This is a genomic window from Streptomyces sp. JHA26 (genome assembly GCF_002005565.1).
GTDB lineage: Bacteria > Actinomycetota > Actinomycetes > Streptomycetales > Streptomycetaceae > Streptomyces.
Window position 1 is genome coordinate 91,726 of sequence record NZ_BDJC01000022.1, and the last position, 13,458, is coordinate 105,183.

General features: G+C 70.9%; 8 protein-coding genes and 1 pseudogene. 2 read left to right on the forward strand and 7 right to left on the reverse strand.

The window, feature by feature from the left end; genetic code table 11:
• Positions 1-190: 190 nt before the first annotated feature.
• Positions 191-2,419 carry a bifunctional glycosyltransferase family 2 protein/CDP-glycerol:glycerophosphate glycerophosphotransferase gene (locus JHAT_RS15950; RefSeq protein ID WP_077798836.1) on the forward strand — a complete coding sequence of 743 codons (2,229 nt, stop codon included), beginning with the start codon at positions 191-193 and terminating at the stop codon, positions 2,417-2,419.
• A gap of 234 nt (positions 2,420-2,653) precedes the next feature.
• Positions 2,654-4,309, forward strand: a complete 1,656-nt coding sequence (locus JHAT_RS15955) for a VCBS repeat-containing protein (protein ID WP_077798837.1) — start codon at positions 2,654-2,656, stop codon at positions 4,307-4,309.
• Positions 4,310-4,407: 98 nt separating this feature from the next.
• Here JHAT_RS15955 and JHAT_RS15960 read toward each other — a convergent pair whose 3' ends face one another.
• The 7 genes and pseudogenes from JHAT_RS15960 to JHAT_RS15990 form a co-directional block, all read right to left on the reverse strand.
• Positions 4,408-7,236 carry a stealth conserved region 3 domain-containing protein gene (locus JHAT_RS15960; protein ID WP_077798838.1) on the reverse strand — a complete coding sequence of 943 codons (2,829 nt, stop codon included), beginning with the start codon at positions 7,234-7,236 and terminating at the stop codon, positions 4,408-4,410.
• Between the two features lie 6 nt (positions 7,237-7,242).
• Positions 7,243-8,232, reverse strand: a complete 990-nt coding sequence (locus JHAT_RS15965; RefSeq protein ID WP_077798839.1) for a hypothetical protein — start codon at positions 8,230-8,232, stop codon at positions 7,243-7,245.
• Positions 8,229-10,028: a stealth family protein gene (locus JHAT_RS15970; RefSeq protein WP_077798840.1), complete on the reverse strand. Its 1,800-nt coding sequence runs from the start codon at positions 10,026-10,028 to the stop codon at positions 8,229-8,231. Before JHAT_RS15970 ends, JHAT_RS15965 begins: the two co-directional genes overlap by 4 nt.
• A 215-nt stretch (positions 10,029-10,243) precedes the next feature.
• Positions 10,244-11,680, reverse strand: coding sequence for a GTPase ObgE (gene obgE, locus JHAT_RS15975; RefSeq protein ID WP_077798841.1), 1,437 nt, complete (start codon positions 11,678-11,680; stop codon positions 10,244-10,246).
• 103 nt (positions 11,681-11,783) lie between these two features.
• Positions 11,784-12,038: a 50S ribosomal protein L27 gene (rpmA, locus tag JHAT_RS15980; protein WP_077798842.1), complete on the reverse strand. Its 255-nt coding sequence runs from the start codon at positions 12,036-12,038 to the stop codon at positions 11,784-11,786.
• A gap of 14 nt (positions 12,039-12,052) precedes the next feature.
• Positions 12,053-12,373 carry a 50S ribosomal protein L21 gene (gene rplU, locus JHAT_RS15985; protein ID WP_004931419.1) on the reverse strand — a complete coding sequence of 107 codons (321 nt, stop codon included), beginning with the start codon at positions 12,371-12,373 and terminating at the stop codon, positions 12,053-12,055.
• A gap of 259 nt (positions 12,374-12,632) precedes the next feature.
• Positions 12,633-13,458, reverse strand: a pseudogene (locus JHAT_RS15990) (ribonuclease E/G); the annotation flags it as partial.

The following is a 13,458-nucleotide window of genomic DNA, read 5'->3' on the forward strand; positions in this document are numbered from 1 at the left end:
GCAGGCACTTGTACAGGTGTTCCGCAACTTGTGCCCCGTATTCAACGGGTGTGGAGGTCCGTGAAAATCAATTCGGACATATGGACTGGGAAGTCGACATCACGAACATTACCCTTGGCGGCAGGGCACAGACTGTCCGGCTACCGTGCCCGCAGACCCGCGGTCAGCTCCCCGGAACAGGTTGTAGAGGATGCCCACTTTTTCCGTCATCGTTCCCGCGTACAAAGTGCAGGGCTACCTGTCCGAGTGTCTCGACTCCGTACTCGGTCAGGGCTACGCGGACTTCGAGATCGTCGCGGTCGACGACTGCTCGCCGGACGCCTCCGGGGCGATTCTCGACGCATACGCGGACCGCGATGCGCGCATACGCGTGATTCACCTCGCGCAGAACGTGGGACTGGGGCTCGCGCGCAACGCCGGGCTGGAAAAGGCGCGGGGCGACTACGTGCTGTTCCTGGACAGTGACGACACCCTGACCGACGGCGCGCTGGCGGCGATGGCCGAGCGGATCGACGCCACCGGCGGCCCCGACATCCTCGTCTACGACTACGCCCGCACCTACTGGGACGGCAGGGTCAGGCGCAACCAGCGGGCGGACCTGCTCGCGTACGACGGCTCGGACGTCTTCTCCCTGGCCGAGCACCCGCACCTGCTCGACCTGCTGCAGATCGTCTGGAACAAGGCCTACCGGCGCGCGTTCGTCGCCGGGACCGGGCTCGCCTTCCCGCCGGGGTACTACGAGGACGCCCCCTGGACGTTCTGCTCCCTGATCACCGCCGAGCGGATCGCCCTGCTGGACCGCGTCTGCGTCCACTACCGGCAGCGCCGGGAGGGCGGCAACATCCTCAAGACGGTCAGCCGCAGGCATTTCGACATCTTCGATCAGTACCGGCGCGTGTTCGCCTATCTCGACGCGCACCAGGAACTCGACCAGTGGCGTGCGCCGTTGTTCCGGAAAATGGTCGACCACTATCTGACCGTGCTGGAGCGCCCGGACCGGCTGCCGCGGAATGCGCGCGCGGAATTCTTCCGGCGGGCGGCGGCCGACTACCGCGCCCGACTGCCGCTGAACTTCCCCCGCCCGCCCGGAAATCACGGCCGCAAGTACGCGATGCTGGGACGCGGGGCGTACACCGCAATGACGGGGGCGACGCATGCGGCGAAAGTGGAGGAGCAGGTCAGGAAACACGCCCGGTCCGCCGTGATCCGGTCCAAGCGAGGGGCGATGGACCTGTTCTACCGCGCCCAGCTGAGAATGCCGCTGGACGAGAACCTGGCCGTTTTCTCGGCCTACTGGAGTCGCAGCGTCTCCTGCAATCCCGCGGCCGTCGACGCCGAACTCGCCCGTCTCGCGCCGCACGTCCGCCGCGTGTGGGTGATCCGCCCCGACGCGGTGTCCGGGGTGCCCGCGGGCGTGGAGCACGTGCGCGCCGGCTCGCGGGAGTACTGGGCCGCCGTGGCACGCGCCACGTACCTGGTGAACAACGTGAACTTCGCGGACGCCGTGGTGAAGCGGGAGGGCCAGATCCACGTGCAGACCCACCACGGGACTCCGCTGAAGACCATGGGCCTGGACCAGCGGAGGTACCCGGCGTCCACGAACATGGACTTCGCCCGGCTCCTCAGGCGCTGCGACCGCTGGGACTACAGCATCAGTTCCAACCGGCACTCGACCCTGGTGTGGGAGCGGGCCTACCCCTCCTTCTACACGGCGCTGGAGACCGGTTACCCGCGCAACGACGTCCTCGTCCGCGCCGGTGCCGAGGACGTGCGCCGGGCGCGCGCGGCCCTGGGCCTGGCCGACGGCACGAAGGCGTTCCTGTACATGCCGACGCACCGCGAGTACCAGCCGGACTTCAGGCCTCCCCTGGACCTGGCCCGGTTCGCCCGGGAACTCGGGCCCGACGTGACCCTGCTGGTGCGCGGCCACTACTTCTACGGCAACTCCCCGCACGTCGACGAGCTCTGCCGCACGGGCCGGATCGTCGACGTGACCGCGCACCCCCGGGTCGAGGAGCTGTACCTCGCCGCGGACGCGCTCGTCACGGACTACTCCTCCGCGATGTTCGACTACGCCGTGCTGGACCGCCCGGTCATCAGCTACGTCCCCGACTGGGACATCTACTCCGCCGTCCGCGGCACCTACTTCGACCTGACCGAGGAACCGCCCGGCGCAGTGGTCACCACGCAGGAGGAGCTGCTGGCGCTGCTCGCCTCGGGCGCCCACGACAGCGCGGAGACGGCCGGGCGCCGGGACGCCTTCCGCCGGCGTTTCTGCGAGTTCGACGACGGGCGCGCGGCCGAGCGCGTCGTACGGCGCGTCTTCCTCGGGGAGCGGACGCCGCTGCCCTTCGTGCCGTTCGACGAGCGCCGCCCGGTGCCGACTCCCGCCCAGGCCGCCGAGGGGCGAAAAGTCTGACCTCGACGGCCCTCCGGCCGACACATGACGGGATCCAACTGGTGTGCGAAACCCGGGTCTCAAGTGTCACAGGTGTCACATACAATCCGGTGATCACCGGCGGTGGTCGCACTTCCTTCACCACGCCGACTCATCGACTTCACCTGTGGGGGGCTTTTGTCCATTTCGCGTACCGCCAAGAGAGCACGGCGTTCCCGCCTGCTCGGCTGCACCGCCCTCGCGGTGGCCGCGGGCATGCTGCTCGGCACTCCGGCCGTCGCCGCCGACAAGCCGTCGCCGGACGTCGACGTGACGGTGCCCAAGTCCGAGCTGCCGCGGCTGGACCGTGTCACGCCGAAGGCGAAGCGGCAGGCGCCGCGGGCGCTCGTCGCCGCGGCCCCCGCGGCCCGCTTCGACGTGGACGGTGACGGCTACACCGACATGCTGATGCGGCTGCAGGACGGCGCCACGTACGTCTGGCGCACCACGACGGGCGAGTTCACCCCGTACGTCATCAACGTCAACGACTACGAGGAGAAGCAGAAGGACATCATCACGCCCGGCGACGTCGACGGCGAAGGAGGCCCGGAGGTCTTCACGCTGTCGCAGACGGGCACCCTCTCCCTGTTCCAGAGCTGGGGCGTGGACAACACGGGCTACTCCACCTGGAACGGCACGGGCTGGCAGATCTACAACAAGGTCATCGCGCCCGGGGACGTGACCGGAGACGGCAGGCCCGACCTGCTCGCGCGGACCTACGCCGGAGACCTGTACCTGTACGCGGGCACGGGCAACGTGTCCTCCCCGCTCCGCGGGCGGGTCCGGATCAGCGGCGGCTGGTCCATGTTCGACCAGTTGGTCGGCATGGGGGACATGAACGGCGACGGCATCGGTGACGTCGTCGGCCGCACCCCTGCCGGCGACCTGTTCCTCTACGCCGGCCGGGGCGGCACCACCTCCCCGCTCACCCCCCGGCAGCACATCGGCCAGGGCTGGACCGTCTACAACCAGATCGTCGCCGGGGACGACTGGGACGGCGACGGACTCGGCGACCTGCTCGGCCGCACCCCTTCCGGCGCCCTGTACTACTACCGGGCGAACGGCAGGGGTGGCTTCGACACCAAGCAGCAGGTCGGCACCGGTTTCGAGCCCGTCGACCTCTTCGCCGGCAGCGGGGCCCACCCGCACCTCGGCAAGTCCTCGCTGCTCGGTCTGGACGCGAAGGGCACGCTGTACTGGTACGGCGTGCGGAACAACGGCCTGCTGACCTCGCGCTCCCAGGTCAGCGACACGGGCGGCTGGGCCGGTGCCCGCATCGGGTACGCGTCCTCGCTCGACAACGACGGGAACGCGGACCTTCTGGAGCTGTACAACGGCGTCCTCTACAACTACGCCAGTACGGCCGACGAGTACCTGGCCACCGGATGGGGCAAGTACAACCTCTTCCTCGGCCCGGGCGACCTGAACGACGACGGCAAGGGCGACCTGCTCGCCCGGGACACGTCCGGCACCCTGTTCCTCTTCCGCGGCAAGGGCCACGGCGCCTCCCTGTCCTCACCGCTCAGGGTGGGCGGGGGCTGGAACGCCTACAACAAGATCGTGGGCGCCGGGGACTTCACCGGGGACGGCCGCGCCGACATCGTCGCGCGGACCCCGGCCGGCCAGCTGTACCTCTACCGCGGGACCGGCGTCAGCACCTCGCCGCTCGCCGGCAAGGTCTACCTGGGCTCCGGCTGGCAGCAGTACAACAAGCTGATCTCGCCCGGCGACATCGACGGGGACGGCCGTGCCGACCTGCTCGCGGCCAACTCCAAGGGCGAGCTGTTCCGCTACAGCTCCTACAGCAACGGGCGGTTCAAGGCCCGCGTGAAGGCGGGCACCGGCTGGAACACCTACCGGGACATCTACTGATGTAGCGGGAGGGCCCACCGATGAGAAAGGGGGGCTGCCGACACTGACCGTGTCGGCAGCCCCCTTTCCGTCACGCGGCCGCCGCGAGCGGCGCCGCGTCAGCGCTCGTAGGGGCTCTTCACCGGGAAGTAGGCCCGCAGGAACGCGTCGACGATGCGGGCCTGCTCCTGCTCCGGCACCTCCGCGTCACGGGACTCGCCGAGGCAGAACACGTCGTGGCCGCGGATCGCCAGCAGCCGCGTCAGCTCCGGGTGGCGGCTGTAGCTGCCCACGTCGATGTACGCGCAGCGGATGCTGCTCGGCACCGCGGCTCCGGTGAGGTAGCCGTAGTGGTGGTGCAGCGAGGACACCATGGAGATGTCCTGCCAGCCGCGCAGCGGGTTGGCGGCCGTGCGCGCCACGCTCTCGGGGAAGTCCGCCTCGATGCTCTCCAGCACGCTCTTGCGCAGCGGGTGCGGCGCGTGCACGAAGCTGTTCGCCACCGTCACGCCGAACTTCTCCTCCAGCAGCGCCCGGTTGTTCTTCGCCGCGGCGAAGTAGCCCTCGTCCTCCTCGGTCGGCTCACCGATCGGCACCGTCGTCGGCGACCAGAAGAACCGGCTCGTCCCGTTCGGCAGGAAGAACCGCTGCGCGCCGATGGGCCGGCCGATGAACACGTCGTCGTTCAGGTACAGGAACTGCTCGGACAGGCCCTCGATGTGGTGGAGCTGGCTCTCGATGGCGTGCGAGTTGAACGTGGGCAGGCAGTCGGCGTCGGAGAAGATCTCCCGGTGCGAGACGACCTGGATGCCCGGGTGCTCGGTGTCGAGCCACTCGGGGGTCTGGTCGTCGGTGACGAGGTAGACCTTGCGCACCCAGGGAGCGAACATCGCGAGCGAGCGCAGGGAGTAGCGCAGCTCGTCGCGGTTGCGGAACCGGGCGGCCTCGTCGCCGGACGCCTCCGGCGCCAGCCCGAGCCCGGCGCGCCGCTTGGCCCGGCGCTCCTGCCAGCGGGGGTCGGAGTCGTCGACCCAGGTGTAGACGGCGTCCACGGGGAAGGTGATGTCGCTGACCAGCTTCTTGGTCAGCGGCTCGAGCGTGGGGTACTCGCGGTCCCGGACGCGTATCCGGGCGTCGGCGGACAGCGACGGCAGCTTGGGGCCGACGGCGCTCGGCCTGAGCGGCGCGACGAACTGGCCGTCCCCGCCCTCCTCTTCCGGCACCCGGCGCCAGAACTCGATGTCACAGCCGTACGCGGGACCGAAGCGCAGGGTGCGGCTGGAGCTCACCACCGGACGGAACACCCGCAGGCCCGCCACCTCGCCCGCCGCTTCGAGCCGCTCGGCGAGCAGCACGCCCGGGGCGTGCGTCCGGGGCTTGAGGAGCTCCGCGTAGACCGCCTTGCCCTCGTAGTGGTCGGCGAGCGCCTTGCGGACCCGCGCCTGGTCCGCCGCGTCGACGGCCAGCCGCTGCCGGGGGTTGTCCTCGCGGTCGCGCAGCAGCACGTACGGGATGCCGTGCGCCTCGAGCGCGGCGACGACGGTCTCGAAGTTCCGCTGGACGATCTCCGAGCCCTGCAGGTCGTCACGGACCTCGGACAGCCGGCCGGCGGCCCGGACCAGGGAGCGGTCGGACGCGCCGATGACCACTTCCCGGGCGCGCTGGTCGCCCGAGGAGGGGGCCGTGCGGTCCGCGGCGACGGCGGCGTGGAAACGGCCCGCCCCGCCGTGGGCCACCCGGTAGGCGATGCGGTCGGCACGCTCGGCCATCCGCCGCGGGTCGTCCCGCCGGGAGACCAGCTCGGTGAACAGCTCCTCCCACTCCTTGACGATCGCCTCGGCGGCGAACCGCGCCGACCCCTCGTAGGCCTTCTCGCCGAAGGAGCGCAGCAGTTCCTCGTCGCCCATGAGGCGCGAGATCGCCTCGGCCAGGGAGTCGATGTCGTTGGGCGGCACGAGCAGCCCGTCCACGCCGTGGCGGATGATCTCCGCGGGGCCGGTGACGATGTCGTACGCCACCGCCGGGACACCGGCCGCGAACGCCTCCAGCAGCACCAGCGGGAAGGCCTCGCCGTCCTGCGACGGGAGGATGGTCAGGCTGGCCCTGGCCCACTCCTCGGTCATGTGCTGGCTCGGGCCGAGCAGCTCCACGGAGTCGTGCAGGCCCAGGCCCTGGATGAGGTTGCGCAGGCGGGACATCTGCGGGCCGTCGCCGAAGATGCGCAGCCGCCACCCGGGGTGGTCGGGCAGTGCCTTGGCGAACGCCTGGATGGCGTGGTCGACCTGCTTGTCGGGCACGAGCCGGCGCGGCATCACGATCGTCTTGCCGGTCAGGCTGGAACGCGGACGGAAGCCCTCGGGGATCGCGTTCGGGATGGCCGCGAGGCGCGGGGCGGCCTTGCCGAGGGACTCCTCCATCCACTGCTTGGTCCGCTCGGTGAGCACGACGACCGCGTCGATGGCGGGGGCCCGCAGCAGCAGCGGTTCGCCCGTGCCGCCACGCAGCTGCGACGGCCGGTGCTCCTGCTGGATGGTGATCACCCGGGAGGGCACCAGGTCGGCGGCGGCCGACATCAGCGCGGGCGAGGTGGTGATGAGCACGTCGGTGTCGAGGGTGCGCAGCGCGCGCTGCATCTCGGCGTCGGAGAGCGCGTCGAAGGTCGCCTCCCACACCGGGCTGATCAGCTCGCTCGGCAGTCCGGCGAGGTGCCGGCAGTCCTCGGCGGTGAGGCTGCTCTCGCGCACCGGACGTTCGGTCTTGCCGGTGCGGTCCACCAGGTAACGCACCGGCACCCGCTCGTCGACGGTGAAGAACGGCTCGGCCCGCGTCTTGAAGACGCTCAGCACCTCGACGTCGTGCCGGGGAGCCAGATGGGTCGCCTGGGTGTAGACGGCCTGCTCCGTGCCGCCCATCTCGTCACCCCAGGTGAGGAGAAAGGTGATCTTCATCTGTTATCAACTTCCAGAAGGGATAAGCGCAGCACGGAACGCCAGGCTGCCGATGGGCGTGTAGTAGGGGTTGATCCGCAGGGCCGTGCCGTCGTCCGAGGTCAGCAGCCGGTGCGGCATCCGGAAGACGTCTCCGGGGCTGCGCACGTCGGTCCGCCGCCGGGACAGCTTCAGCGACCTGCCGCGCGGCCGCCGCAGGCGCACGTCCCAGATCTGCTCCTTGGTGCTCAGCGTGCCGAAGTCGGCGATCTGCACCCGGCAGGTGAAGGCGTCGCCCTCCCACACGGCCGGCAGGGTCCGGCTGACCTTGCCGTTCCTGCGGATCAGCTCCAGGTCTCCGTTGCACGCCTCCGCCGGCGCGTTGACGAGCCGGCCGCGCAACGTGATCTCCGACCAGCCGATGTGGACGGACACGACCTCGGCGTCGGCACCGTCCCTCCCCAGGGAGACGTACGCACGGCCGGTGCTCGACGCGATGATGCGGCAGTAGGTGCCGTCGTCCCGCAGGGACTCGGGGAGCGTGGGACCGTCGGACATCATCTTCGGGGCCGCGGCCAGCGCGTAACGGCTCTCCCCGCCCCGGACGTCGGTGAAGACCACGGACATCCGCCACTGACCGGCCTCCAGCAGGTACCTGCGGATCCCTCCGGGCATCAGCGGGCCGGTGGAGCTGTCACCCTCCAGCAGGTCGACGACGGTGGTGCCCTGTGCCTCGACACGCCCGTCGCTGCGCTGCGCCAGGGTCAGCGGGACGACGACCGGGGAGGAGCCCTGGCCCAGGACCAGCGACGCGGACGCGGCGGTGACGTCGTCGGGCACGGCGACACAGATGTTGAGTGTTCTGCCGTCCAGGACGGACAGGTGCTCCGCGGTGACGCGCGGCCAGTCGTCGGGACTCGGCGGGACGAGGACCAGGCTGTCCAGTCGCGACCGCGCCGAACGCACCACGGCGTAGCCCTTGCGCATGACCTGGTGGGGTGTGGGGAGTTGTCTCATCGGTTGTCTGCACCGCGCTCGTAGGGGCTCGGAAAGGGAAAGTACTCGTCCAGGAAGCGGGTCATCACGGTCTGCTGCTGGGCGAGTTCGGCCGCCGTGGACGTCGTGTCGTTCAAACAGAACACATGGGCCTCGCGCTCGGCGAGCAGCCTGCCGAGCACCCGCTCCGCGCCCGGCCTGCCGACGTCGAGGTAGCGGTAGACCAGCCCCTCGCCGGGGAAGGAACGGCCGGTGTGGAACGCGTAGTAGTGGTGCAGTGACGAGGTGACCGAGATGTCGCCGACGCTGCGGAAACGGCTCGCCGCGGTACGCCGGTGCTCGTCGGCGAACTCGGTCTCGATCGCCTCCAGCACACTGCGGTGCAGGGCGTGCGGCACGTGCTTCATCTTCCGGAAGATGGTGCCGCCGAAACGCTCGGCGATCAGCCGGCGGTTGTTCTTCCCGGCGGCCGCGACCGGCGGGTCGTCGTCGCTCGGGTCGCCGAACGGGATGAGCGCGGGCGAGAGGTAGAACTGGCCGAGGCCGTTGGGGAGGAAGAACTGCTGCGGCAGCACCTCCCGGCCGAGCATCACGTCGTCGTTGAAGTACAGGAAGTGCTCGGAGAGGCCGTCGATGTGGTGCAGCTGGCTCTCGATCGCGTGCGAGTTGAACGTCGGCAGGGACGCGGGGTTGCTGAATATCTCCTTGTGGCTGACGACCTTCAGCCGCGGGTGGTCCGTGTTCAGCCACTCGGGGGTCTGGTCGGCGGTCACCAGGTAGATGTTGCGGACCCACGGCGCGTACAGGTTCAGGGAGCGCAGGGAGTAGCGCAGTTCGTCCCTGCTCAGGTACCGCGCCGCGTTGGCCGCTTCCTCGTGGTACGGCCGGTCGGAGAACTCCGCCCGGGAACGCACCCACTCGGGGTCGGAGCCGTCGACCCAGGTGTATACCACGTCGATCGGGAAGGTACGGCGCTCGACCCTCCCGGCGGCGAAGGCGGGGCGGGTCCGCACGCGCACCGGGCCGGCGCCGTCACCGGTGCCGTCCTGGGCGTCCGGGTCCCCGGCGCCCTCCGACGCGGGCAACGGGGCCAGGTCGGTGAAGAGGGACTCGTCCGCCTCCGTCGGTTCCTCGTCGACCGGGACGGCCTCGGCGACCGGATTGCGCCGGGGGGAGAGCAGCTCGGCGCCCTCCTGCTTCCAGAACTCCACGTCGCAGCCGTACCGCAGGCCGAACACCAGACGGCCCGTCTCGTCGGTGCGGTACCAGGTGCAGCGGATGACCGCGGAGCCGGACACCCGCTTCCACGGACCGGCCCCGTAGGCGGGCAGGGCGGCCTCGTCGAGGGGCTCACCCTTGCGTATGGGCACCACGTACCCGGGTCTGGCCCGGCACGCCTGGCGCAGTGCGCCGATCACGCGCTCCCGGTCCTCCTCGCGGACCGCCACCGCCGCGGAGGTGTCCGAGCCGGAGTACACGCAGAAGTAGTCGATGCCGGCGTCCCGCAGCGCCGCGGTCACGTCGTCGAGGTTGGCGCGCCGCGCCTCCAGCGGGGTGACCCCCGGCACCACGTGGGCGATGCGCGGGGACCTGCCCACGCTGACGACCCGCCGGTCGTGGCGGGCCAGCAGCTCCCGGTGGCTGCGGGCGACCCGCGCCCGCTTGATCTGGGCCCGCGCCGCCGCGGCGGCGGCGATGCCTTCCTTGACCTGCTGCCGGAAGCCGCTGTCCACGTGCTCGGCGATCACTCGTCGCGCACCCACCGGCACTACACGACGGTAGACACCGACCAACCGGGGTGCTTCAGGATTTCGCACTGCGGGAGCTCCTCCGACGGGAACGGCCTCGAGGACGGCACGCTCCGCTTGATGACGACTCGGGCGGAATACAGACAGGGCAAGTATGCAATGCGTTCACCTGGCATCCGCCTTCGCGCTCCACCCTAGCAACCGTCAAACCTGTGATATAGGAGACAGATACCCAGAGTGTCGGCGCCGCCACCGTCAGGGACCGCGGCCTGTGCCGCGTCGGCTCAGAACGGCTCGAAACCGTTGAACTCCTGCTCCGCCTCGTCCCGTTCGGCGTCCCGGTCCCGGCGTCGCTGGGCGGCGGGGCGCGGTGCCTCGAAGCGGTGGTCCTCGCCGCGGCGGCCGAGCATCTCGGCACCGGCCGTCACCGACGGCTCCCAGTCGAAGACGACCGCGTTGTCCTCGGGGCCGATGGCCACGCCGTCGCCGCCGCGGGCGCCGGCCTTCAGCAGCTGCTCCTCGACGCCGAGGCGGTTGAGGCGGTCGGCGAGGTAGCCGACGGCCTCGTCGTTGTTGAAGTCGGTCTGGCGCACCCAGCGTTCGGGCTTCTCGCCGCGCACGCGGAACAGGCCGTCCTCCTCGCGGGTGACGGTGAAGCCCGCGTCGTCCACGGCCTTGGGCCGGATGACGATCCGCGTGGCCTCCTCCTTCGGCCGGGCGGCCCGCGCCTTCGCCACCAGCTCGGCCAGCGCGAAGGACAGCTCCTTCAGTCCGATGTGGGCCACGGCCGACACCTCGAAGACCCGGTAGCCGCGCGCCTCCAGGTCCGGGCGCACCATCTCGGCGAGGTCCTTGCCGTCGGGCACGTCGATCTTGTTGAGGACGACGATCCGGGGCCGGTTGTCCAGGCCGCCGTACTCGCGCAGCTCGGCCTCGATGACGTCCAGGTCGGAGAGCGGGTCGCGGTCGGACTCCAGCGTCGCCGTGTCCAGGACGTGCACCAGCACGCTGCACCGCTCCACGTGCCGCAGGAACTCCAGGCCGAGGCCCTTGCCCTGGCTGGCACCGGGGATGAGGCCGGGGACGTCCGCGATGGTGTAGACGGTCGAACCGGCCGTCACCACACCGAGGTTCGGCACGAGCGTCGTGAAGGGGTAGTCCGCGATCTTCGGCTTCGCCGCGCTCAGCACGGAGATCAGCGAGGACTTGCCGGCGCTCGGGTAGCCGACCAGCGCCACGTCGGCGACGGTCTTCAGCTCCAGGTGGATGTCCCGGAGGTCACCGGGCTCGCCGAGCAGCGCGAAGCCGGGGGCCTTGCGGCGCGCGGACGCGAGGGCCGCGTTGCCGAGGCCGCCCCGGCCGCCCTGCGCGGCGACGTAGGACGTGCCGTGGCCGACCAGGTCGGCGAGGACGTTGCCCGCCTTGTCGAGGACCACGGTGCCGTCGGGCACGGGCAGGATCAGGTCCTGGCCGTCCTTGCCGGAGCGGTTGCCGCCCTCGCCGGGCTTGCCGTTGGTGGCCTTGCGGTGCGGGGAGTGGTGGTAGTCGAGGAGCGTGGTCACCGACTGGTCGACGGTGAGGATCACGTCGCCGCCACGGCCGCCGTTGCCGCCGTCCGGGCCGCCGAGCGGCTTGAACTTCTCACGGTGGACGGAGGCACAGCCGTGGCCTCCGTTACCCGCGGCGACATGCAGCTCGACGCGGTCCACGAAGGTGGTCATGGGATGTGCCTCCAGTTACTACGGGGTTGTCTCTTGGGTAACACGCGAAAGGCGGACCCGCTTCCCGTCCGGGAAGTGAGGTCCGCCTCGCGAAAGATTCCGATCAGGCGACCGGAACGATGTTCACGACCTTGCGGCCACGGTGGGTGCCGAACTGCACCGCACCGGCCTGCAGCGCGAACAGCGTGTCGTCGCCGCCACGGCCGACGCCCGCACCCGGGTGGAAGTGGGTGCCGCGCTGGCGGACCAGGATCTCGCCCGCGCTGACGGCCTGACCACCGAAGCGCTTCACGCCGAGGCGCTGAGCGTTGGAGTCACGACCGTTACGGGTGGACGATGCGCCCTTCTTGTGTGCCATCTCTCCTCAGTCCCTTACTTCGCAGCCGCGGGGATCTCAGTGACCTTGATCGCCGTGTACTGCTGGCGGTGGCCCTGACGACGGCGGTAGCCGGTCTTGTTCTTGTAGCGCAGAATGTCGATCTTCTGGCCCTTGTGGTGGTCCACGACCTCGGCCTGGACCTTGATGCCGGCCAGCACCCACGGGTCGCTGGTCACAGCGTCGCCGTCGACCACGAGCAGGGTCGAGAGCTCGACCGTGTCGCCGACCTTGGCGGTGGAAATCTTGTCAACCTCAACGATGTCGCCGACAGCAACCTTGTGCTGGCGACCACCGCTGCGCACGATGGCGTACACGCGGATCTCACTCTCTACGCTCGGGAACGGCACCCCCGCAGTCCAGCCGCCCGGCAGCACGCCGGATGCGGCCTCTCCCGGTCGCGGCCGGTGACGGCCCCACCCGGAAGGAAGAGGTTTACGGGGATGTGACGCGTCAGTCGACACGCCGACGGTCAAGATTACGGTCCCCCGCGACAGGGGTCAAACCGGGCCCCGGGGACAGGCGTGTGGCCCCGCCCGAGCGGGCGGGGCCACACGCCGTGCGACAGGGATCTGGTCAGCCCTCGTCGGTGGCGGCCGAGACCGAGGACGGCGCCTGCTGCTCGGCCGCCGCGGTCTTCTTCGACGCCGTCTTCTTGGCCGTGGCCTTCTTGGCGGTCGTCGTCTTCGTCGCCGCCTTCTTGGCCGTGGCCTTCTTCGCGGTCGTCGTCTTCTTGGCCGCGGTCTTCTTGGTGGCGGCCTTCTTCGCCGTCGCCTTCTTGGCCGTCTTGCGGGCCGCCGCCTTCTTGGCCGGGGCGGCCTCGTCACCGGACGCGTCCGAGGCCGGGGCCCCGTCCGCCTCGGGCGCCGTCGCCGTCGCGGTCGCTTCCGCCTCCGCCGAGGCCGACGGGACGACCACGACGGCCGCCTCCTCGGGCGCGGTGGAGGTGGTGGGCTTGCGCACGGCCCGACGGCGCGGACGGGCCGGGGCGGCGCTCTCGGCGGGCGCCGCGGCCTCCGGGGCCTCCTCGGCCGCCGGTGCCTCGGCCTCCGCCGGTGCCGGCTGCGCCGGTTCGGCCTGCGCGGTCTCGGGGACCGTCAGCACGGCCGCCTCGGCACCCGCGGGGGAACCGGCCGGTGCGGACACCTTCCGGGTGGCCCGACGACGCGTACGGCCCTTGGGCGCGGCCTCCTCCACGGCCGGGGCCGGGGTCTCGGCCGCCGGGGCCTCGACGGCCGGGGCCGGGGCGCCGGACACCGCGTCCTCGGCGGCCGCGGGCTCGGCCAGCACCTCGGCGGCCGGCTGCCGCACGACCGGACGCTCGGCCTCTTCCGCGGCCGTGACGTCCTGCGCGGTCGGCACCTCGGCCGGGGCCGGGGCCCCGCCGCGCGCGGCCTCGTCC

What these genes read in the sequence shown, in the direction of transcription:
- JHAT_RS15965 (WP_077798839.1), bottom strand. Translation starts at nt 8,232, where the DNA reads ATGAGACAACTCCCCACACCCCACCAGGTCATGCGCAAGGGCTACGCC.
- JHAT_RS15960 (WP_077798838.1), bottom strand. Translation starts at nt 7,236, where the DNA reads ATGAAGATCACCTTTCTCCTCACCTGGGGTGACGAGATGGGCGGCACG.
- obgE (WP_077798841.1), bottom strand. Translation starts at nt 11,680, where the DNA reads ATGACCACCTTCGTGGACCGCGTCGAGCTGCATGTCGCCGCGGGTAAC.
- rpmA (WP_077798842.1), bottom strand. Translation starts at nt 12,038, where the DNA reads ATGGCACACAAGAAGGGCGCATCGTCCACCCGTAACGGTCGTGACTCC.
- JHAT_RS15955 (WP_077798837.1), top strand. Translation starts at nt 2,654, where the DNA reads ATGCTGCTCGGCACTCCGGCCGTCGCCGCCGACAAGCCGTCGCCGGAC.
- JHAT_RS15950 (WP_077798836.1), top strand. Translation starts at nt 191, where the DNA reads ATGCCCACTTTTTCCGTCATCGTTCCCGCGTACAAAGTGCAGGGCTAC.